Genomic DNA, 19,575 nt, shown 5'->3' with positions numbered 1-19,575 from the left:
CGTCCAGCTTTCCACCGGAAAGATGGTGTCCCCGTCGACGACAACGTTCGCCCGTCGACACACCGGGGTTCCGGTGAAAGTCCGCCCAACCGGCGGTTTCTGGTACCTTCGATAACTGGCCTTCGCGCAGGTCCATTTCACCGGAAACGAGGTGTGTCTGACTAGTGTTATGAGATTGACTGGTTCTCGGTAGTGAAACCCCGTGGTGACGGTCCATAGCGAGAGCGAGGCGATTCTCCGAACGGTTCAATATGCATATCGCGATATACGATATACTGGTTCTCGGCTTGGATCACTGCTCCGACTGCTACTCCAGCGAACTTCGAGCCGGTTTCGGTTCGAGAGGTGAGCGGTCACTCGAAGTCGTAACCCCAGTCGCGGAGTACGTCGGCGACCTCGTCGATGCGGGTCATTCCGACGAGAAGGGCGGCCTCTCGGAGGTCGGCCTTCTTGACGGACTCGCCGAGCTCCCCCTCGAGAGTTCGGCGAGTCTCGCGCTGGTGGTCGAGCGTCGACTCCTGAAGGTGTAGCTGGACCGTCTTCGGTCGGTCGTCGGAGATGCTATCGCGTCTGTAGATCCACGGCAATCTACCCGACGAGCCACCACCCGACTCACTGGCGCTCGAGTCGCCTTCTGTTGATTCTGGGCTCTGAAGATCGGTATCCGACCCACCCGCCGACTGGGCGGATGATCGTTCGGCGCCGGATCCGGTACTGGCTGGCTCGCTCTCTTCGTCGTCGCTCTCGTCCTCGCTGCCGAACGGATCGTCGCTGCTCGCGCCGCTTTTGAATCCGCTCATGCCGTCGGCACCTCCTCGAGTGCGCCCGGTTCCGGCGGGTTCGGTGCGTCGATCCCGGCCTGATCCTCGAGGTAGCGAGCGAGGCGATCGAACTGCGCCAGCGTCTCGAGTTCGTAGTCGCGACGGCGATCACGGTGTTCGCGAACGAACTCGAACGCGGAGCACTGCTCCTTCCAACAGCCCTCCATCAGGGAGGTTCGGTCGGGGAGCACCTCCGGAGTGGGGAACTCGATCTCCTCGATCAGCGCCGTCTGGTCGTTCGTCCGCTTGAATCCGTTCGGAACAGCCGCCAGGACGCCGACCTCGATACCCATCTGGTCGGCGAAGTTGCTCGCGAGTTCCTCGAGGCCATCGACGGAGGCTCGTCCCTTCGCGCTCGGCTCGACCGGGAGCACGAGGTTTCGGGTCGCGTAGATCGCATTATAGAGGTGATCGGACTCGGTCGCCGGCGGATCACAGATCAACACGTCGTACTCCTCGGCGACGCCGCCCTCTCGAAGTACTCGCTGGAGCTGTGCGTAGATATTGTACGCGTCGCCGAGCTCCTCGGCTTTCCGTTTCTCGCGCGCGAGGTGGTTCGACAGATCCGAGAGCATGTTATGCTCGGGGACGATGTCGACGCCCTCCGCCGATCGGATCAGTCCGTCGAACGACCCCTTTCCGCTGTCGACGAGGTGACGAACGAGGTTGTCGACGTCCTGATCCGCGCGCTCCTCGTCGACGCCGAGCAGTCGACTGAGGTCGCCGTCTTGGGGGTCGAGCGGAACGACGAGCACGTCCAGTCCCGCTCGAGCGTGCGCGACGGCGAGGTTCGCCGCCAGCGACGATTTCCCGACACCCCCCGCCTCGGAGTAAACCGTATACGAGAGCATACTTCCTGGAAGTCACCGCTCAGATATGAAAGTACGTCAGACAACTAATCTACGACTGACAGGTAAGTCACACACCTTTGGTGAATATATACAAATCTAATCTAAGACCACAATCTAAGATATTTAGAAACTGTTCCGGAAGTAGGGGAAGAGGTTAGATCCCACTATACGTCTTCGAGTGCGACGATATCCACGGATCGACGCTGTCGAACGTCGCTTCGATTTCGATCTTGCCCCCGTAGCTCACCTATAGCGTAATCCTAAGACAAGAACCTAAGATGATTCTCTAAGGCACTCGTCTATGAATGTATTCTATGGATCTAAGATATCTGTCTTCGATAGCGGACTACGGAAAGGATGTCTTCGTAGGTAGTTTCCCGGCGGGATCTCCTGCGGCGATATCGGCGGCCCGAGGTGATGGTTCGCTACGACGTCTCGTCCGCTTCGGTGAGATTCGGATACGACTGGGTCCCGCCGCTCGAGTTTCGCGCGATCAGCGTTACAACCGCAGCGGTTCCGTCGGTGACGGTTCGCACGCGCTCCTCGTAGTGAAGGATCGTCAGGTCGAGACACGCGCGGAGCAGGTCGTTCGAACGGTACCGGTGGCGCTTGCTCGAGGGTCCGATCTCGACGTCGTCGGTCGAGCGCAGGTGATGTTCGTAGACCAGGACTCCGCCCGGCGCGAGCGCCTCCTTCAGATCGGGGAGGAACTCGAGCGCGGCGAAGAAGCTCACGGTGATCACGTCGTAGGCGTCGGGTTCGGGATCGAACTCCTCGAGATCCGCACGGATCCAGTCGACGTCGACGCCCCGCTCCGCGGCTCGCTCCTCCGCCCGTTCGAGGGCTTCGTCGGAGACGTCGACCGCGTCGACGTCGTACCCCCGTTCGGCGAGGTAGAGCGCGTTGCGACCGGTCCCGGTCGCGACGTCGAGTGCGCGGCCGTCCGGCAGCGTCTCGACCCGGGACTCGAGTTCGGGGATCGGCTGCTCGGGTAGCTCGAACCCTGGGTCGTCGTACTTCTCGTTCCAGCGACTGCGGTCGTCGGTCATACGGATCCAGTCGAAACCGACCGTCTTGGAGGTCTCGGTCTCAGTCGGTACCGGCACCGCTTCGGAGGTCCGGTTCCGGTTGATATCCACGACCCCGACCGACGCCTACGTCACGTCGTCGTGCGTGAGCAGGTCCCGTTCGCGTCCGTCCGCCGGGGGATCGTAGGTGATCACCTCGAGCAGGTTGCCGTCCGGATCGAGGAAGTAGAATCCCTCGAACTCGTCCCAGTCGTAGGGGCCCTGGTTGGGAAACTGTCCGTCGAGTTCGGCGACGAACTCCTCGTACCTTCCCCGGTCGGTCTCGAACGCGAGGTGTGCCTTGTCGAGGGGATGCTCGAGAGCAGCGGGGTCCCAGCCGTCGGCCCGTCCCGTCTCGGCGAGCGTCACGACGGTGTCGCCGACCGCGAACATGGCGTGCTCGCCGTCGAACTCTTCCGGCGGCCGCCGGACCGACAGCCCGAGCTCGTCGCGGTAGAACGGGTACGTCGCCTCGAGGTCATCGACGTCGACGTTGATGTGATCGACGGCTCGCATCGTTACCGCCTCACCCGTTGGGCGTACTCCCGAACGACCGGCGTCTCGGTATCGAGGTAGTCGTTCGTCCACGCGGCGTCGGGATCGATCTCGCCCTCGAGGAGGTCGGTCTCGGCGAGCGCGCTCGCGAGGCGTCGCCAGCGTGCCCCGTCGTGGTTCCCCCAGCCGGCGTCCTCGACGTGGGGGCTGAACTGGAGATCTCTGGCGGCCGTCTCGAACTTCTCGCGCTCGATCCAGCGGCGTCGCTCGAGGGTCGCGTTCCGCGCAACCAAGGCGTCGATCGCGGCGTCGGGATCGGCCGTCGCCTCGGCCCAGCCGCGGGCGGTCGCCCGGAGGAACGCGCTCACGGTCTCGGATTCCTCGTGGGCGAAGGCGGGGTTCGTGACCAGCGTCATCCCGTAGACGGGGAGATGGTTCCCGATCGGCAGCTCGTCGGCGACCCGGTCGTGTTCGTCCTCGAGTTCGAGTCCGTTGGTGACGACGCCGACGGCCGCGTCGACGCTGCCGTCGAGCACCTGGTGCTGGACGCGGTGGTGGGTGTGGGGATCGACCTCGAGCAGGTCGACCTCCCCGCGGATGCCGACGTCCTCGAGGAGCTGGGCGGTCAGAATCCTGGTTTTCGTCGCGGACGGCGCGACGGTACGTCCGGCCAACTGTTCGGGTGCCTCGAGGGGTTCGCCGAAGACGTCTCGGAGCGTGTAGATCGCCGCCGGCGTCTTCGCGGTCACCGCCGCGACGGCGAGCGGATCGTGTCCCTGGCTCTGTACCGAGAGGACGGCGCTGGCGCCGGCGAGGGCGATATCGGCCTCCCCCTTGGCCGCCTGCTCGGCGGCGAACGGCGAGCCGTGGCCCTCGAGGAAGGCGATGTCGACACCCTCCTCCTCGTAGAACCCGCGCTCGCGGGCGAGGAAGTACGGCGCCTGGAACCCGTTCGGTTCCCAGTTGAGCTGGAAGGTGAGCGACTCCATTCTCACTCCCCCAGCCGAAACATGTCGTCGGGTACGTGATCGACGCCGAGCGCGTCGGCGCCCGCGACCTCGAGCAGGTGGTCGAACAGCCGATCCATCCCGTCGATCGTCTCCGCGTCCCAGTCAGCGACGACCATGTCCCGCCAGCCGTCCCGGACGGCCCGGACGATCTCGGGATCGTCCTCGTACATCAGGCGCTCGCCGATGTCCGCCCAGAGCTCGTCGTCGCTCGTCAGTCGGTCGACGGCGTCCCGGTAGGCACCTTTGAATCCACGTACTGCATCGGGGTTCTCCGAAAGGTACTGTTCGCTGGTCAGGAACGTAGAGATCGGGAGCTTCCGATCGGTCTCGGAGAGATCCTGGACGAGCTCGGCCATCGGCAACACCTCACGATAGGGCCCCGTTTCGGTGATCTCGGGGACGATCGGCCAGAACTGGAGGATCCCCTCGACCTCGCCGTCCCGGAGCATCCGCGTGAGCTCGACCTTCGAGCCCGCCTCGACGGGCGTCGCCTCCTCGTCGGGATCGAACCCGTGGCGCTCCCGGCACGCGGCCCGCACGAGGATCCAGTTCTTGTCGAGGCGGCGAACGACGCCGATCCGACGCCCCCGGAGGTCGGTCAGGTCCTCGATCGGCGAGTCCTCGGGGGTGACGAGCCCGCCGACGGTCCGTCCGTACGGATGGATCGCCACGATCGGCGCCCCGTCGGCGCGCTCGCGGGCCGTCGAGATGTAGTCGATGTCGATCAGGTCGGCGTCGCCCTCTTGCAGTTTGGCCTCGACGGTCTCGACGCCGCCCTCGAGGGAATCCGAAACGAGCTGTACGTCGAGGTGAAAGCCGTGCTCGTGATCGAGCCCGAGCCGTTTGATCGTGTACAGCATGTACCGCGGACTCCCGTTGTGCTCGAAGCGGGCCCGCAGGACTGGTCGATCGCCCGGCTCGTCGTGGTAGGTGTCGAGTTCGGCCTGCTGGCTCTCGATGTCGACGGTAGTTGATTCTGCCATCTCGATCACCCCAGCGAGGCGACGATGGCGTCGATCTCGGCCTCGTCGTCGATCAGTTCGCGCTCTTTCATCCACTCGAGCTGTGCGCCGAGATCGTCCCGGTCGGCGAGCTCCGGCACCTCGTAGCGCGGCACCGTCACCCGCTCTCGAAGGGCGTCCATGTCGACGTCCTCGAAGAGGTCGGGCGCGACGCGGGCATCCTTCTCGAGCATCTCGAGGTACTCCTCGCGGAACGCTGCCGGATCCTCGTTGATATCGCGAACGGCCCGGCCGTAGGCCGCGACGTACGCCTCGAGCAGGTCGGAATCGATGTCGTCGCCGCCGACGATCCCCATGTGGTTCTCGAACTCGAGGACGGGCTCGAACCCCAGCTGCTCGGCCAGCGTGGACTGGGGATCCAGCAGCGTGACGGCGTCGACCTCGCCGTCCCGCAGCGCCCGCAGTCGATCGGTCGGCATCCCGTAGTGGACGAGGTGGACGTCCTCGGGGGCGACGTGTTCCTCGAGGGCCCGCATCGCGGTGTACTCCTGGCCGGTGCGGCGGTTGACGGCGACGTCGACCCCGGCCAGATCGGTCGGCGACTCGATCGCGGTCTCCGGTCGGGTGAACACGGTGTAGGGCTGGTCGGCGAAGGTGCCGTTCGCGACGACCTCGCCGTCGCCCATCCCCCACGTTCGCTTCAGGCTCTCCCACTTGCAGACCGGGTAGAGGTCGACCTCGTAGTCGCCGGTTAGCGTCTCCTCGGCGGGGATGTACTTGATCTCGACGGACCCGCGGTCGCGCTCGATCAGGTCGACGTCGAGTCCCTCGGCCTCGAAGTACCCCCGTTCGACCGCCACCCGCTGTGGCAACACGAACGAGAACGGGAGGTGGAACAGTTTGAGCGTGTTATTGTCTGCCATGCAGTCACAATGATCACGAATTCACTGATAAACCTTTCTCGTCAACTTTTATAAGGAGCATTGTGGATGTATGTCGTGGGTCGTGATATCATGGACAAGGTGAACACCGGCGACGCGGGTTTCGAGGAGGTCGACGACGGCGTCTACCTCGCGGACCTCGCGACGGGACGAGAAGCGAGCGTGAAGTACTGGCGCATCGATCCGGGAGCGGCCCTCCCGGTTCACGAACACGACAACGAACAGATCGGCTACATGCTCGAGGGGACGCTGGTCGCGATAGCCGACGGCGAGGAGGTGCGGCTCGAGCCCGGGGACTGCTATCACTTTCGGAGCCGGGAACGTCACGGTGCCGAGAACCGATCACCCGACCCCGCTGTCGGAATCGGCGTCCTCGCTCCGCCGCGGGAACGGCCCGACTGGGGTAATGGCTGACCGCGTCCGACGGCCACCGGACCGTCACCGCCGTCCTCGAAACCCGGTCCGAGTCGGAACCCGCGCCGAAACGTCCGGTCGCTCACCACTCGTACCGAGCGATCTCGTTCGACTCACATCGGGGACACTCGGTCGTCTCCGTCGAGAACGTCGTCCCGCACCTGCGACACTCGTACAGGACGACGTCGTCGCCGTCGAGCAGCTCCCGAAGTGACTCGAGTACGTTCATTCTGCGCGTTTACGCCGACGAGTCTTCGGGCAGGTCGTCCTCAGGTCCCGCGCCGTCTCCGATCCCCGACCCGGTCTCTTCGCCGTCGACGGATGCGTCGTCACCACCTTCCTCCTCGGTTCCCGCGCCGTCGCCCAGGGGATCGTCCGTTTCGCTCGGCGGTCCCTCGTCGGGCTCCTCGGGCTCGTCGCCGTCGGGAGCGGGGTCCTCACTGCCCTCCTCGGGCGGATCGTCCTCGTCGGTCGGTGGGTCATCGTCGTCCTCGTCGATCGGTGGATCCTCGAGCGGGTCCTCCTCGGTCGGCGGCTCCTCGGACAGCTCGTCTTCGTCCTCGAGGGGATCCTCGTCCGTTTCGTCGGCGGGAGGCTCCTCGTCCTCTTCGACCCCGGATACCAGTACGGTTCGTTCGTCGACGTCGTCCTCGCTCTCGACCCGGATCGCGAGCTCCCGATCGTCCTCTGCAGGCTCGGTCTCGTACTCGAAGTCGTCCTCGCTCTCGACCCGGATCGCGAGCTCCCGATCGTCCTCTGCAGGCTCGGTCTCGTACTCGAAGTCGACCGTCTCCACCTCGCCGCCGGAAAGCGTCACCGACTCGGTGTCCTCGAGCGCGTCGTCGACGAAAAACTCGAGTTCCTGGGTCGCTTCCTCGTCACCGGTGTTCTCGACCTCGACGACCACCGCGAGGGTCTCTCCAGCCTCGAGCGGTTCGTCGGCCTCGACGACCTCGACCGCGAACTCCGCGGGCGCGGCGTCGTCGCTCACCTCGACGGTCGCTCTCGCCTCGTCGTCGTCGGTCCGAGCTGCGACCTCGGGATCGCCGAGGTCGTCGTCGCTCGTCTCGTAGGCGAACTCGACGGTCTCCTCGCTCTCGGCATCGACTTCCACCGATTCGGTCTCGATCTCCTCCCCGTCGATCTCCAGGACGACGTCCTCGGTGACCGTCTCGTCGCCGAGGTTCCGGAGCCCGACGGTCACGTCGAGCTCCTCGCCGACGGTGACCGCGTCGTCGACGTCGAACGCCGCGATCTCGAGCGCTTCCGGTTCCTCGAACTCCGCCTCATCCTCGAGTTCGTCGGGTTCCTCCGGGCGGTCCTCGGGCTCCTCGAGCTCCTCCGGATCGTCGAACCCCTCCTCGGCCGACTCGCTCGCTCGCTGCTCGAGTTCGTCCTCGTCGTCGGTCTCGGTCTCGACGGCGTGTTCTACTGTCTCCCCCGCGGTGTGGGCCGCGATCGCTTGCAGTTCCTCGTCGGAGACGGGCCGATCGCGGACGAGTTCGCCGACCGTCCGATCCGTTACCAGGGCGGCCGACCTGAGCTGTTCCGGCGTGGCGTCGGCCGCGCGCGAGACGACGCCGCTCGAGGTGCCGAAGGCCATCGACTGGACCTGCCGTACGTCGACCTCCTGGATCTGTACCGCGCCCTGTGCGGCCCCCTGGGCGGCGTACTGGACCTGCCGCACGTCGACGGTCTGACGCTGGACGACGCCGCTGGCGGCTCCCTGAGTCGTCCCCGCTGCGGCGTACTGGAGCTGTTCGACGGTCACTTCCTGATGCTGGACGATACCCGTGAGACAACCCCACGCGGCACCACCGGTCAGGTACTGGACCTGCTCGACGTTGACTTCCTGGTACTGGACGGCTGCCGAGATCCCGCCCTGCGCGACGCCGGAGGCGACGGCCTGAACCTGTCGAACAGTCACCCGCTGGTGCTGGACGACACCAGTGAGACAACCCTGTACGGTGCCGTCGGCGACGTACTGAATCTGCTCGACGGTAACCTCCTGGTACTGGACGATCGAACGGACGCAGCCTCGCGCGGCGCCGAACGCGGCTACCTGTACCTGCCGGACGGTTACGCGCTGTCGCTGAACGACCGCGCCGCCACAGACGCCCCTCGTTACGTACTGGAGCTGTTCGACGGTCACCGACTGGTACTGAGAGAGCCCGCCCGCTACGGCGCCAGTTACGGCCGGTCTGATCGCCTCGACGGGCGTCGCGGTCCGGGGCTGAGCCGAGCCGCGAGCCGTCGAAAGCGTCGTTAGCAGCGCTCCGTCCCCGTCGTCCGCCTCGAGCGGTTCCGACGGGAGCAACGCGCCCTCCGCCGCGCCGGCCGTCGCCGCCCGAATCGCGTCGGGACTGGCTTCCGGATACCGGGCCGCCGCCTCGAGCGCGCTCTCCTCGAGTGCGGCCTCCTGTTCCGGGCTCGCTTCGACACCTTCCGCTCGTGCGGTTTCGATCCCCTCCGCGACGCCGTCCTCGATCGCCGCGACGACGTCGTCGGGAACCCCCTCGCCTTCGTCCTCGTCGTCGAACTGTGCGAGCGCGGACGGGACCTGCGTGGCTGCGGCCGCCCCGGCACCCAGCCGGAGTAGCGTCCGTCTCCCTACCGTCGGAGTCCGGCCGTCCGCGGGTTTCGTTCGATCGTCCGGGAACCCCTTTCGGCACGGCTCGCGTTCCACGTGCTCGGTATCTTTCATCGTGCTCGCTCCCGATGCGTGCTCTCGAGCGGGCGTCCCGCAGCATCGCTCCGTCGGCCGCCACCTTCCGGCGAGGGGCCTGCCACTCGCTCCGCTCGAGGACCGCCGGCCGGCGACCGACCGACACGACTCCCGTGTGGACGTCGTCCCGGGTCGCTCCCGTTCGACTCCGCTCCGCATCGATGGCCATCCGCCTGGTCTGTGTGCTCCCTTCGCTGGCAAACCATGCTACTTGCTATCTCTCAACACGAAAAAGTTGTATTCGGTGTTCCGCGAACACCCCTCGATCGAAGAGCGGGGGGTGTTCCTCGCGCCCTTCGATCGGTCGCTCAAAGAGCGGTCGGCGCTCGGTTCAGGGTATCAAGGGGTCGGCTCGCGTTCGGTAGCGGTCGTAGGTCCGCTCGGCCCACTCGCGAACTGCCTCGGCGTCGGTCTCGACGAGAGCCCGGGGGACGCCGTCGTCGTTTTCGACGCCGAGCTGGACGCCGTCCTCGAAGAGGCCGAGGTAGAACTCGACCCCGCGGTCCGCGACGTACAGTTCGCAGTTACGGGACTCGAGCATCTCGTCGATCAGTCGCTCGTACTCCGGCTGGCTCCGAACCGTCGCCGCGATCTCGCGACCGTAGATCAGTTCGTGGCTGCTCCCGTCGTCGACGACGCGGTCGCGGGCCACCGTCATCGCCGGCAGCCCGACGGCCGGAAGCAGACACCGGAACCGATCGGCGCGCTCCATCGCCTCGATGTGGCGGTTCACGGGCGCATACGGATCGCTCGAGTTCGCGGCGACGACCGTCGCGTCCTCGAGCGCCCGGAGATCGAACTCGAGTTCGTCGTCGGGAAACCACCGCACGAACGGCCGTAGCCGTTCGACGACGTCGACCAGCGACAGCGCGGGAAGCACGTCCTCGACCACGAGCTCGCCGAGGGGAGTGATCTCGCAGGTCCGTCCTGCTACCGCAACCAGGTCCCGCTCCTCGAGCGCGGCAACGTTTCGCCGGACCGTCACGCGAGAGGCGTCGAACCGTTCTCGCAACTCCCGCTTTCGGAGTCGTCGCTCGTCGTACAGCGTCTCGAGCAGCTGGATTCGAACGGACGACTGCGTCAGAAAGCACATTCCGTCGACCCCCGCCGTAGTGGACATGTGTGGACTCACCCCGACACTGATAGCTTTGCCGGGAACACAGTTGACTCTAGTCAACACGATCCGAACCGAATCGGCTGAAAAATTGTTCTATCGGCGACGAGGGGACGCAAACGCTCGCGACACGGGAGTAAGTGGTAGACCAGGTGAGTCGTACGGTGGCGCCTCACCCGCGGTGTGCGATCCCGATGTTGAGCGCGGAACTCGAACAGGAGAGCCCCACGATTCGCCCGGTGAACCAGAGGGTGCCGCGCTGGCCCGCCGACACGAACAGCGTCTCGCTCGAGGGCAACAGCCGCGGATCCCGCACGTAGCGCTCCGTCGAGACGTTACCGGTGACCTCGAGAGTCACTTCGCCGCTGCTGCCCTCGCAGGCGCGAACGGTCATCGCACCGGTCGACCAGTCCTCGGGCGTGAGGTCCTCGTCGCCACAGCCTCGAGTCTCCACCCGGCCGCCGTCCCGTTGTGCCGTTGCCGTTGCGGAACCGGTCGCCGATACCCCCGTCAGCGCGCTCAGCGCCGCGAGTACCGTTCGCCGCCGCGGCGCGGTCCTCGAATCGCCGTCCGTAGCCGAATCCGCCGTGTACATGGCTGGAAACCACCGAAGAGTCGTACTGTCGGCGTCGTCATCAAACTAACACGTGTTCGTCGAACACCCCTCGTCGATCGAACGATCCCCGTTCGCCGAGTCGTGCTTCCCGCGTCGTTCACCGTCGCACTCGCTCGAGAGCCGCCCCGGTCTCGCCGCTGGAGGGGTGCGGTCCCGCCGAAACGGGCTACCGTCGCGGGTCCGAAGCGACCGCTCAGTCGTCGAAGCCGGTTTCCGTCGAATCGACGATCTCGAACGACGTTTCGCCGCACTCACACCCGGTTCGCTGTCCGATCGGCCGGACGGTTCCGTCGGTTCGCTGCTCGGAGGCGTAGGCTTTCCCGCAGGTGGTACAGATCGCTGCGACTTTCCGCGTCGTCTCCGCGTCGGCGTCCGAATCAGTCCCCGTGTTGCGGCTGGAACGATCGCTCATTTATCGATCCAAGACGGTCCTCGTCGAAACCGACTCTGCATTGAAATCGAGAGTAGTTATATAGGGGTAGGGACTTCATCTCGCATTCGACATCTCACTTGGAGTCGAGACGGTGAGAGTGTTCCCGACGAGGTTGTCCGTCGCCCGACGCAGTCGCTGGGAGACCGAGTTCGTCGAGATGCCGAGCTCCGCGGCCAGCTCTTCGATCTGGGTCTCGCGGGGAACCTCGAAGTAGCCCATCTCCTGGGCGGTCGTGAGCACCTCCCGCTGTTCCGGCGTGAGGTCGTATCGCCGTTCCTTCGGTTCGATGCCCCGGTACAGACGCTGGAGTTCGAACGCGCGATCCCGCCCGCGGAAGTGTGCCTCGAACTCCTCGAGGACGCTCTCGTCGACGAACTTGAGCTTGAGGTACCAGCGTCCGTCCTTCGCTTCGGTCTCCTGTATGATGCCGTGTTGGTCGACGATCTCGTCGATCAGCTGCTGGAGGTGTTCGCTCCAGTGAACGTTGAAGTAGCCGATGCCGTCGGCGACGTTGAGGGTTTGGACCTCCTCGATATCGGGATCGGCCTCGAGGGCGCGCTCTACGGCTTCGAGGTCGTCGCTCGTTACCCACAGGAACGGCATCACCCACTCGCGGCTGTGGGTTGCGAGGCGTTCGATCTCGACGGTCGCGTCGGGAACGGCCTCGAAAGTGTGTTCCAGTGCGAAGGCGTCGGCGGAAATTGTGAACTCGGCGACGACGCTCATACACGTCCCCTTCCGCTCGAGACACTGAAAACCCGCACCTGCCACTGCAACAACGCCGTTTCGAGCTTCCGACCGCCATTGTGGCGTAACTACCGTATGATTTATTTCATAAATAGAGCAACGGACACACTGTCGATCGACGACGGACGTACGACCGTTGGCAACGGTCCGCAAACGTTGACACGTTCGTCCGCTTCGCCAACGGGATGGTGTACGCCTTCTTCATCCTCGTGATCATCCAGCTACTCGAGATCGGACTGACGCTCTCCCTTTCCGTCGTCGGGACGATCGACCTCTCGCCCGCGGCCTTCTTCGGCCTCCTCTTGAGCACTGAGATGCTGGTCGCGCTGCTGACGATGGCGCCGGCGGCGAAGTTCGCCGAGTACGTCGGGCTCAAACCGGTCGTCGGGCTGGGCTTTTTCGTCTACGCGATCTTCCCGGTACTGCTGATCTTCGGTCCCCAGTACGTCGGCGGAATCGACGAAACGTGGCTTTTGATCGCGCTGTTTGCCTTCTCGGGGCTGCGCTTTGCCGGCCTGCCCGCTCACAAGGCGCTCGTGGTCGGGCCCGCCGAGAAGGGCGCAGGCGGCCGCGTAACGGGATCGTACTACCTGATCCGCGGTGCAATCGTGATTCCCAGCGGCGCGCTAGGTGGATTCCTCTGGCAGTTCGTCGATCCCGAACTCTCCTTTACGATCGCCACCGTCATCGGCATGATCGGTGTCGTCTACTTCGCGCTCTTCGGCCAGGAGTTCGAGGCCTATCGGTAGCCGTGCTCCGCGTTCGCGCGGTTTCGAAGAACCCGAGCCCGCGCCCTCGACGGGTCTCGCTCGAGACTCGGGGGTGGATTTCACTCGATGGCTCCCAGTTCCTCCCACGCGCTGACCTCGCCGCCGTGCTCGTCGGCGAACGCCGACGCCTCTCCCCGATCGGAGAACGGTAGAAACTCCTCGCCCATCGCCCCCTCGACCGCGCTGTCGACGACGTAGACCGGCTCGGTCGCGTCGGCGAACGCCGACGCCCCGGCGTGGGTCGAAATGCGCTGCGTACCCTCACGCTCCTCGAGGCGGTAGTCGACGCTCGAGTAATCGGTGGCGAAGGCCGCGCGGAGCTCGTCGCCCCGAACTTCGCGTTCCTCGTGGACGGCGACGAGTTCGCGGAGGCTGTCGAACGTTGCGGGACCCTCGTCTTCGTCGGCGTAGAGGAGTTGCCTGGCGGGGCCGGCGTGATCCGCGATCACCATTCCGCAGGCGTCACACGTCGCCCCGTCGTCGAGGGCGATCGGCTCGGCCGACTCCTCCGTGGCCGTGTCGTCGCCCCCGAGACAGCCGGCCAGACCGATCGTCGCTGCCGTCGCGATCGTTCCGGCGCCGACGAGGACGCGGCGTCGCGGACAGCTCATAGCCGTCGCCCCCGTATCGCGAGCGCCGCGAGGACGGTCGGAACGACGATCCAGGCGACGAGCGCGCCCAGGAGCACCCCCGTCGAGAGGCCGGACTCGGCGAGCACCGTGGCGAAGCCGGCGTCGCCGGCCGCACCCAGCGTCCCGAGGACGAGCGCGCGGAAGATCCCCGTCGGGTTCGCGAGCAACATCGCGGAGACGGCGGCCCCCGAGAGATCGAACGCCGCGACGATCCCGAGCCCGAGCAGGTCGTGGAGGAGGACGAACCAGGCCCAGATCAGCAGGGCGATCCCGAGCGCGTGGGTTTTCTCTCGAGCGAGCGCGGAGACGAGGACTCCGATCGCCAGGAAGGCAAGCCCAAGGCCGACGGTCGCGAGCAGGAACGTCGCGTAGGCGTCGAAGCCGGCGAGGCCGAACTCCCACAGCAGGAAGCCGCCGGCGACCCCGAACCCGATGATCGTCGCGCTCGCGAGGACGACCGCCCGCCCGAGGAGCGTTCCGACGACGATCCAGGCGCGCTCGACCGGCAGGGCGAACAGCGTCTGAAGCCAGCCGCTCTCCTCGCGCCCGACGACGGCGTCGTAGCCGAACGCGAGCGCGACCAGCGGAACGAGGTAGACCGCGAGCACGGCGAGGCTCGCGACGGTCCGCTCGAACCCCTCGGGGCTGACGCTCGAGCCGCTGAACGTCGTCAGCCCGAGCGCGAACGCGGCGAAGACCGCGGTGAGCGCGATCGCCCACCGCCCCCGTACCGCGAGTCGGTACTCGGTTTCGGCGACGACCCGTAGCTGTCGGTGCCAGACGCCCGACTCGCTCGCTCGCCCGAACTCGGCGTCCGCCACCGTCCCGTAGCCGCCGTCGGCTCTCGGGCGCGGCTCATCCGTCGCGGTCCGCTGGCGGTCGGTCATCGCGCGCTCGCCTCCGTTCCACCGGCGACCTCGCCGTCGACAGCCGTCTCGCTCGATCCGCTCTCGGTTCCCGCCAGCGCCTCGTGGAACGCCGCCTCGAGCCCGGGTTCGCGGACCTCGAAGCGGTCGACCAGATCGGCCTCGAGCGCTCCCGAGAGCTCGAGGGCGGCCTCGCGGTCGCAGGCGACCGCGATCTCCCCTCCGGAGTCGGCCACCTCGCCGTACCCCTGGACCGTCTCGAGGACCCGCGACCGATCCCGCTCGCTCGCGGGCCGGACGGCGACGGTGACGCGCCCGTCGCCCGCCGCCTGCAGCTCGTCGACGGTGCCGACCGCGCGGAGCTGGCCGTCCTCGAGGACGGCGACGGCGTCACAGAGCCGCTCGACTTCGCTCAGGACGTGCGAGGAGAGTACGACCGTCGCGTCGGTCTCGCGGTCGATCCGTTCGACGATCCTATGGAACGTCGCGACGCCGCGGGGGTCGAGCCCCGCGGTCGGCTCGTCGAGGACGAGGACGGGTGGCTCGGCCAGCAGGGTCGACGCGAGCCCGAGTCGTCGTCCCATCCCGTTGGAGTACCCCTCCACGGCCCGGTCGGCCGCGTCGGCCAGACCGACCGTCTCGAGGGCGTCGTCGATGCGCTCCTTGCGGCCATCGATGCCGCGGATTCGGGCGTGAACCGAGAGCACCTCGTAGCCCGTCATCGACGGCGGGAAGCCGGCGTGTTCGGGGAGGAAGGCGACGCGCTCGCGGACGCGGTGGCCGGCCCGCTCGACGTCGACCCCGGCGACCTCGATCCGCCCCGAGTCCGGTCTGTCGTGGCCGACCAGCAGCTCGAAGAGGGTCGTCTTTCCCGCGCCGTTCGTCCCGAGGACGCCGAACGTCGACCCGGACGGGATCTCGAATGTCGGCCCGTCCAGGGCGACGACGTCGCCGTAGCGTTTGTGAACGTCAGTGATCGTGATTTGCATAGTACTCCCTCCAGTCGTCGTGCGGCGGTTCGGCGAGCGGCCGGTGGTCGACCACCCCGGGCGATTCGATGACGGGGAACGAGCTCTCGGCCATCCGGACCGCGTCGAACGCCGGACTCTCGGCGAAGACGGCGGCCTGGGGCCGCTCGCGGACGAGGTTCTCGACGGTCCCCGCCGGCTGGTGGCGGGTTTCGCCGGTGCCGTCGCCGTCGAGGTCGACCGTTCGGGCGTCGGACCAGTAGTTGCCCCGCTCGGAGTCGTTCCAGGTGATCTGGACGGTCGTCGGCGCGTACGCCGACTGGTCGTTCGCGACGAAGCTGTTGCCGACGACCAGTTCGTCGGAGCTGCCCGCGGTGAACTGGACGCCGACCTCGTTCTCGAGGACGAGATTGTCGACGATCTCGTTGCCGTGAGCGTTGTAGACGTAGAACCCGTTCCGGTTGGCGACGACGGCGTTGTCGCGGATCTCGGTACGGTCGACGTCCTTGACGAGGATCCCCTGGCCGCTCGGGCCGTCGTTGTTCACCGCGACGTTGTTGACGACGGTGAGGTTCTCCGAGACCATGATCGCGAACCCGACATCGTTGTCGAAGGCGACGTTGCCCGCGAGGCGGTTGTCGTCGGAGTACATGTAGTGGACGCCGTAGCGAAGCTCCCACATCGCGTTCTCGGTGGCCACGACGCCGTCGGACCACGAGAAGTAGATCCCGTCCCGGACGGTCGTGATCTCGTTGGCCCGGAGCTCGGCGCCGTCGGCCCGGTCGAGGTGGATCCCGTTACCCCGCTCGGACTCGGAGACGTCCTCGCGGCCGGCGATCGTCGCGTCCGCGACGATGACGTCCTCGGCCTCGCCGATCCAGACGCCGTAGGTGACGTCCGTGATCCGAACGTCCTCGAGGGTCGAGCCCGACCCGTTGACGAGGACGCCCGCGTCCTCGTTACCCCGATCGTGGCCCGACTCGCGGATCCACAGCTCCTCGAGGGTCACGTTCTCGGCCGCGACGTGGACGACGGTGTCCTCGCCGCTGCCGTCGATCAGCGCTCCCTCACCCGCGGCCTCGAGCGTGAGTCCTTCCGTCTCGATCGTCACGCGCTCCTCGAAGACCCCCTCGAGGACGACGGTGTCGCCAGGCTCGGCGGCGTCGACGGCGTCCTGGACGGAGTCGAACTCCTCGCCGTCGACGGTCGCGACGCCGGACTCGCCGGGCGCCTCCGCGTCGCGGGGGTCCGAGACGTCGGGCGTCCAGCCCTCGACGGTCGCCTCGCGGTCGTCGGAGCCGTCCGTCGCCGCGACGGCGGCCGCCGCCAGCGAGACGACGAGCACCGCGACGGCGACGACGACGAACCACGTTTCGCGGTCGGCCACGACGCGGTCAGTCATCGCGGGTCACCTCGCGTTCGCCGTCGGCCGCGGCGGTCGGCTGGGGTCGATCGTTCCGGTCGCGTCGGCTTCGGATCCACGCTCGAGCCCGCTCGAACCGGTCCGCGCCGATCGTCGGCACGTCGCCGACGGTCGCCGTCGAGTCCCGGAACGCGTGGGCCGCGACCAGCAGCGCGATCGCGATCAGGGTGAGGTAGCCGCCGGGACCGAACCAGGCGAGGCCGCTGATGTTGGCGATCTCGTAGGTACCCAGCAGCGGCGGCGTGAACCCGTCGATGCCGCGCATCGGCGCGTCGGGATCGAGCGAGTGGCCGGCCTGGTGGAGCCGGTACTGGATGAGCGCGAACATCGCGACGAACACCGCTATCGTTCCAGCGAGCTGGCAGGTCAGCCCGAGCTTCAGCTTGCGGACCGTCGGCGCGAGCGCGACGAACACACCCGCTGCAGCAACGGCAACGAACGCCAGCGGGCCGACCGACCATTCGGGAACCGCGATCGCGTTCGGATTGACGTCGTAGTTGGGATCGAGGTAGACGGGATCCGGGTAGTAGAACCCGACGTACCGGTTGAGCCCCTGCGTTTCGGCGACGTCGCCCTCGAGGCGCGGGTAGGCGTACAGCTCGACGAACAGTCCGTCGGGGTACTGGGGTGCCTCGAGCGTGATCCGCCACATCGGGAGCGCGATCGCGACGAGCAACAGCGCCGCCGCTGCGAGCGGGAGCGCGCGACGAAGTTCGGTCAGTCGGGTGAGTCTGGACATGGGTGGCGGATGTGGGGTTGGGTGGGATGGACGTGGTCAGTCGGCCGGTTCGACCAGCAGCCGCGAGCGCATCTCGAGGTGGAGCGCACTACAGAAGTACGCACAGTACATCCAGTAGACGCCCGGCTCGTCGGCCGTAAACGTCACCTCGCGGGTTTCTTGGGGAGCGAGCTTGACGTTGACGTCGTGCTGGGGGATCGCCAGCGAGTGGATGATGTCCTCCTCGCTCTCGATGTTGGTCGACCTGATGGTGACCTCGTCGCCCTCCTGGACGGTGATGTCCTCGAAGCCGAAGTGGTTGCGCTGGTTGTACATCTCGACGTGAACCTGGTCGCCGTCGCGGTCGATGAAGTTCTCGTCGTCGTCGGCCGAGATGAACTCCAGCTCGAGGTCGTCGGGGTCGTACACCGAGGCGGGATCGAGCCGGTCGGCCCGGACGATCGAGGCGTCGTGGGGTTCCGGGTAGGTTGGGGTGTCCTTGACCAGCTCCATCCCGGCGTCGTCGTCGCCGATGTAGAACAGCTGGTCGTTCTCGGGGAACACTGGTCCCACCGGAAGGAACCGATCCTTCGAGAGCTTGTTGAGCACGATCAGCCAGTCGCCCTGCGGATCGCCGGTGTAGGATTCAGCGGCGATCAGGTGGCCGGGGCTGTAGTGGACGTCGTGTTTCTCGATAACGGGATCCTCGGAGCCCATCTCGGCGTCGACGGCGGCTTCGATGTCCCACTTGACGACCTGGGAGTCGACGAACAGCGTCGTGTAGGCGTGGCCGCGACCGTCGTAGGCGGTGTGCAGCGGACCGTTCCCGACGTTGACCCGCCCGACGATGGCGTCGTTGGGGTCGTCGACCTCGTTCAGCCGATCGATCTCGATGACCGTGCACGTCGGGTCGAGCTTGCCGGAGGCGATCGCGTACCGTCCGTCCGGGGTGACGCTTACCCCGTGGGGGTTCGTCGGGACGTCGATGTACCGGACCAGGGGCTCGTCGCCGTCGTTGAGGGGGCTGTCCTCGGTACCGTCGACGACCGGGACGCCGTTGATCTCCTCGTACTCGCCGGCGTCGACCGCGTCCTCGATGCGGGGGATGTTGAAGGCGACCACGTAGTCGGTGTCGGCCGCCGTCATCTCCCGTTCGGTGACGCCCTCCTCGCTGTTGTAGCTGGTCGTGAAGAACCACTCGCCGTCCTTGCCCGAGTCGCCGTTGTCGAGGTTACAGTCCACGCGAACGTCCCACTCGTGGTCGAACGGGTCCGGTGACATCGCCGAGAGCGTCGACCCGTACTCGCTCGGATCGTCGAGATCCCGGCCGTCGTTCGGAATCGGGACGCGGAGTTCGCCGACGCCGAAGACGTACCGGCTGTCGGGCAACAGCATACACGCGCCGTGGGTCCCCTGGTGGTTCGGCAGGTCGATGATTGCATCTGTCTCGAAGTACTCGAGGTCGATTCGGGCCATCCGGCCGTTGGCCTTGTCGTTGACGAACAGCCACTCGCCGTCGTACTCGTTGTCGGTCTGGCTGATTCGTGGGTGGTGGGTATCGCCCCACGTGTAGCCGCCGGACTCCTGGAGCATCTCGTGGGTTTCGTCGTCGAACCCGTACCCTCGAGCGCTCTCGACGTTGAACACGGGGATGCGCATGAGCTGGCGCATCGAGGGAACCCCGTAGACGCGGATGTCGCCGGAGTGGCCGCCCGAGAGGAACGCGTAGTAGTCGTCGTGTTCGCCCGGCGGGACCTCCGTGTCGACGTCGGCCGCCGAGACCTGCTCGTCGTCGCTGAGCAGTCCGGTACAGCCCGCGAGCGATCCCATCATGCCGGTGGCTGCGCCCGCGATCATGAAGTCACGCCGCGGAATTCGCGCGAAGAGCGGATCTCTGTCGTCTACCGCGGTCATGCTAGTCGGTTCCTCGGGGGCTGTCGGATCGGACGCGTATGATTTTGTCATCGTCTTGGGGCTGTCGCGGTGGAAGTTCCTGCACCTG

20 protein-coding genes and 1 pseudogene are annotated in these 19,575 nt (G+C 66.5%); 2 read left to right on the top strand and 19 right to left on the bottom strand.

All coding sequences use genetic code 11. The annotated features are described in order from the left end of the window. Window positions 1-353: 353 nt before the first annotated feature. The 7 genes from ACFEMD_RS19190 to ACFEMD_RS19160 all read right to left on the bottom strand — a co-directional run bounded on the left by ACFEMD_RS19190 (window position 354) and on the right by ACFEMD_RS19160 (window position 6,129). Entirely contained in the window at window positions 354-800 is a 447-nt protein-coding gene (locus tag ACFEMD_RS19190; protein ID WP_394742893.1) for a hypothetical protein, read from the bottom strand. Continuing rightward, window positions 797-1,672 carry a ParA family protein gene (locus ACFEMD_RS19185; RefSeq protein WP_394742892.1) on the bottom strand — a complete coding sequence of 292 codons (876 nt, stop codon included), beginning with the start codon at window positions 1,670-1,672 and terminating at the stop codon, window positions 797-799. The genes ACFEMD_RS19190 and ACFEMD_RS19185 overlap by 4 nt, the downstream gene beginning before the upstream one ends. A gap of 425 nt (window positions 1,673-2,097) precedes the next feature. Next, window positions 2,098-2,721 carry a class I SAM-dependent methyltransferase gene (locus ACFEMD_RS19180; RefSeq protein ID WP_394742891.1) on the bottom strand — a complete coding sequence of 208 codons (624 nt, stop codon included), beginning with the start codon at window positions 2,719-2,721 and terminating at the stop codon, window positions 2,098-2,100. Window positions 2,722-2,826: 105 nt separating this feature from the next. Next, window positions 2,827-3,255, bottom strand: a complete 429-nt coding sequence (locus tag ACFEMD_RS19175; RefSeq protein ID WP_394742890.1) for a VOC family protein — start codon at window positions 3,253-3,255, stop codon at window positions 2,827-2,829. 2 nt (window positions 3,256-3,257) lie between these two features. After that, window positions 3,258-4,223: an ABC transporter substrate-binding protein gene (locus ACFEMD_RS19170; protein WP_394742889.1), complete on the bottom strand. Its 966-nt coding sequence runs from the start codon at window positions 4,221-4,223 to the stop codon at window positions 3,258-3,260. 2 nt (window positions 4,224-4,225) lie between these two features. Next, complete coding sequence (locus ACFEMD_RS19165) at window positions 4,226-5,227, bottom strand: ABC transporter substrate-binding protein (protein WP_394742888.1); 1,002 nt, start codon at window positions 5,225-5,227, stop codon at window positions 4,226-4,228. A gap of 5 nt (window positions 5,228-5,232) precedes the next feature. After that, window positions 5,233-6,129 carry an ABC transporter substrate-binding protein gene (locus ACFEMD_RS19160; protein ID WP_394742887.1) on the bottom strand — a complete coding sequence of 299 codons (897 nt, stop codon included), beginning with the start codon at window positions 6,127-6,129 and terminating at the stop codon, window positions 5,233-5,235. A 90-nt stretch (window positions 6,130-6,219) separates the two neighbouring features. On the opposite strand from ACFEMD_RS19160, the gene ACFEMD_RS19155 reads away from it, so the two are divergent. Beyond that, a complete protein-coding gene (locus tag ACFEMD_RS19155) occupies window positions 6,220-6,561 on the top strand; it encodes a cupin domain-containing protein (RefSeq protein ID WP_394742886.1) in 342 nt (113 codons plus the stop codon). Window positions 6,562-6,643: 82 nt separating this feature from the next. Here ACFEMD_RS19155 and ACFEMD_RS19150 read toward each other — a convergent pair whose 3' ends face one another. The 6 genes from ACFEMD_RS19150 to ACFEMD_RS19125 all read right to left on the bottom strand — a co-directional run bounded on the left by ACFEMD_RS19150 (window position 6,644) and on the right by ACFEMD_RS19125 (window position 12,175). Continuing rightward, a complete protein-coding gene (locus ACFEMD_RS19150; RefSeq protein WP_005557277.1) occupies window positions 6,644-6,790 on the bottom strand; it encodes an FmdB family zinc ribbon protein in 147 nt (48 codons plus the stop codon). A gap of 9 nt (window positions 6,791-6,799) precedes the next feature. Then, complete coding sequence (locus ACFEMD_RS19145; RefSeq protein WP_394742885.1) at window positions 6,800-9,265, bottom strand: CARDB domain-containing protein; 2,466 nt, start codon at window positions 9,263-9,265, stop codon at window positions 6,800-6,802. Between the two features lie 352 nt (window positions 9,266-9,617). Next, window positions 9,618-10,406: a helix-turn-helix transcriptional regulator gene (locus tag ACFEMD_RS19140; protein WP_394742884.1), complete on the bottom strand. Its 789-nt coding sequence runs from the start codon at window positions 10,404-10,406 to the stop codon at window positions 9,618-9,620. A gap of 166 nt (window positions 10,407-10,572) precedes the next feature. Then, window positions 10,573-10,995, bottom strand: coding sequence for a hypothetical protein (locus ACFEMD_RS19135; protein ID WP_394742883.1), 423 nt, complete (start codon window positions 10,993-10,995; stop codon window positions 10,573-10,575). A gap of 214 nt (window positions 10,996-11,209) precedes the next feature. Continuing rightward, complete coding sequence (locus ACFEMD_RS19130; protein ID WP_394742882.1) at window positions 11,210-11,428, bottom strand: hypothetical protein; 219 nt, start codon at window positions 11,426-11,428, stop codon at window positions 11,210-11,212. Between the two features lie 75 nt (window positions 11,429-11,503). Next, on the bottom strand, window positions 11,504-12,175 hold the full coding sequence (locus ACFEMD_RS19125; protein WP_394742881.1) for a helix-turn-helix domain-containing protein: 672 nt from the start codon (window positions 12,173-12,175) through the stop codon (window positions 11,504-11,506). 179 nt (window positions 12,176-12,354) lie between these two features. Here ACFEMD_RS19125 and ACFEMD_RS19120 point away from each other — a divergent pair. After that, window positions 12,355-12,945 (top strand): annotated as a pseudogene (locus tag ACFEMD_RS19120) (MFS transporter); the annotation flags it as partial. A gap of 80 nt (window positions 12,946-13,025) precedes the next feature. Here the strand turns inward: ACFEMD_RS19120 and ACFEMD_RS19115 are convergent. From ACFEMD_RS19115 to nosZ, 6 genes are read right to left on the bottom strand one after another with little or no spacing between them, the layout of a single operon-like run. After that, a complete protein-coding gene (locus ACFEMD_RS19115; RefSeq protein ID WP_394742880.1) occupies window positions 13,026-13,577 on the bottom strand; it encodes a nitrous oxide reductase accessory protein NosL in 552 nt (183 codons plus the stop codon). Further along, window positions 13,574-14,485, bottom strand: coding sequence for an ABC transporter permease (locus tag ACFEMD_RS19110; protein ID WP_394742879.1), 912 nt, complete (start codon window positions 14,483-14,485; stop codon window positions 13,574-13,576). The genes ACFEMD_RS19115 and ACFEMD_RS19110 overlap by 4 nt, the downstream gene beginning before the upstream one ends. Further along, window positions 14,482-15,453 (bottom strand): ABC transporter ATP-binding protein, encoded by a 972-nt coding sequence (locus ACFEMD_RS19105; protein WP_394742878.1) that lies wholly within the window; start codon window positions 15,451-15,453, stop codon window positions 14,482-14,484. Before ACFEMD_RS19105 ends, ACFEMD_RS19110 begins: the two co-directional genes overlap by 4 nt. Beyond that, on the bottom strand, window positions 15,434-16,834 hold the full coding sequence (gene nosD, locus ACFEMD_RS19100) for a nitrous oxide reductase family maturation protein NosD (protein WP_394742877.1): 1,401 nt from the start codon (window positions 16,832-16,834) through the stop codon (window positions 15,434-15,436). The genes ACFEMD_RS19105 and nosD overlap by 20 nt, the downstream gene beginning before the upstream one ends. Further along, the gene (locus ACFEMD_RS19095) at window positions 16,827-17,594 is read right to left on the bottom strand and encodes a hypothetical protein (protein ID WP_394742876.1); all 768 of its coding nucleotides are present in this window, start codon (window positions 17,592-17,594) and stop codon (window positions 16,827-16,829) included. The genes nosD and ACFEMD_RS19095 overlap by 8 nt, the downstream gene beginning before the upstream one ends. Before the next feature lie 36 nt (window positions 17,595-17,630). After that, window positions 17,631-19,487 (bottom strand): TAT-dependent nitrous-oxide reductase, encoded by a 1,857-nt coding sequence (nosZ, locus tag ACFEMD_RS19090; RefSeq protein WP_394742875.1) that lies wholly within the window; start codon window positions 19,485-19,487, stop codon window positions 17,631-17,633. Window positions 19,488-19,575: the final 88 nt, after the last annotated feature.

This window comes from Natronococcus roseus, assembly GCF_043677095.1.
GTDB lineage: Archaea > Halobacteriota > Halobacteria > Halobacteriales > Natrialbaceae > Natronococcus > Natronococcus roseus.
This window is presented reverse-complemented; position numbering and strand designations above follow the sequence as displayed.

What these genes read in the sequence shown, in the direction of transcription:
- ACFEMD_RS19170 (WP_394742889.1), bottom strand. Translation starts at nt 4,223, where the DNA reads ATGGAGTCGCTCACCTTCCAGCTCAACTGGGAACCGAACGGGTTCCAG.
- ACFEMD_RS19155 (WP_394742886.1), top strand. Translation starts at nt 6,220, where the DNA reads ATGGACAAGGTGAACACCGGCGACGCGGGTTTCGAGGAGGTCGACGAC.
- ACFEMD_RS19180 (WP_394742891.1), bottom strand. Translation starts at nt 2,721, where the DNA reads ATGACCGACGACCGCAGTCGCTGGAACGAGAAGTACGACGACCCAGGG.
- ACFEMD_RS19165 (WP_394742888.1), bottom strand. Translation starts at nt 5,227, where the DNA reads ATGGCAGAATCAACTACCGTCGACATCGAGAGCCAGCAGGCCGAACTC.
- nosD (WP_394742877.1), bottom strand. Translation starts at nt 16,834, where the DNA reads ATGACTGACCGCGTCGTGGCCGACCGCGAAACGTGGTTCGTCGTCGTC.
- ACFEMD_RS19185 (WP_394742892.1), bottom strand. Translation starts at nt 1,672, where the DNA reads ATGCTCTCGTATACGGTTTACTCCGAGGCGGGGGGTGTCGGGAAATCG.
- ACFEMD_RS19175 (WP_394742890.1), bottom strand. Translation starts at nt 3,255, where the DNA reads ATGCGAGCCGTCGATCACATCAACGTCGACGTCGATGACCTCGAGGCG.
- ACFEMD_RS19145 (WP_394742885.1), bottom strand. Translation starts at nt 9,265, where the DNA reads ATGAAAGATACCGAGCACGTGGAACGCGAGCCGTGCCGAAAGGGGTTC.
- ACFEMD_RS19190 (WP_394742893.1), bottom strand. Translation starts at nt 800, where the DNA reads ATGAGCGGATTCAAAAGCGGCGCGAGCAGCGACGATCCGTTCGGCAGC.
- ACFEMD_RS19105 (WP_394742878.1), bottom strand. Translation starts at nt 15,453, where the DNA reads ATGCAAATCACGATCACTGACGTTCACAAACGCTACGGCGACGTCGTC.
- ACFEMD_RS19150 (WP_005557277.1), bottom strand. Translation starts at nt 6,790, where the DNA reads ATGAACGTACTCGAGTCACTTCGGGAGCTGCTCGACGGCGACGACGTC.
- nosZ (WP_394742875.1), bottom strand. Translation starts at nt 19,487, where the DNA reads ATGACCGCGGTAGACGACAGAGATCCGCTCTTCGCGCGAATTCCGCGG.
- ACFEMD_RS19135 (WP_394742883.1), bottom strand. Translation starts at nt 10,995, where the DNA reads ATGTACACGGCGGATTCGGCTACGGACGGCGATTCGAGGACCGCGCCG.
- ACFEMD_RS19130 (WP_394742882.1), bottom strand. Translation starts at nt 11,428, where the DNA reads ATGAGCGATCGTTCCAGCCGCAACACGGGGACTGATTCGGACGCCGAC.
- ACFEMD_RS19115 (WP_394742880.1), bottom strand. Translation starts at nt 13,577, where the DNA reads ATGAGCTGTCCGCGACGCCGCGTCCTCGTCGGCGCCGGAACGATCGCG.
- ACFEMD_RS19095 (WP_394742876.1), bottom strand. Translation starts at nt 17,594, where the DNA reads ATGTCCAGACTCACCCGACTGACCGAACTTCGTCGCGCGCTCCCGCTC.
- ACFEMD_RS19160 (WP_394742887.1), bottom strand. Translation starts at nt 6,129, where the DNA reads ATGGCAGACAATAACACGCTCAAACTGTTCCACCTCCCGTTCTCGTTC.
- ACFEMD_RS19125 (WP_394742881.1), bottom strand. Translation starts at nt 12,175, where the DNA reads ATGAGCGTCGTCGCCGAGTTCACAATTTCCGCCGACGCCTTCGCACTG.
- ACFEMD_RS19110 (WP_394742879.1), bottom strand. Translation starts at nt 14,485, where the DNA reads ATGACCGACCGCCAGCGGACCGCGACGGATGAGCCGCGCCCGAGAGCC.
- ACFEMD_RS19140 (WP_394742884.1), bottom strand. Translation starts at nt 10,406, where the DNA reads ATGTCCACTACGGCGGGGGTCGACGGAATGTGCTTTCTGACGCAGTCG.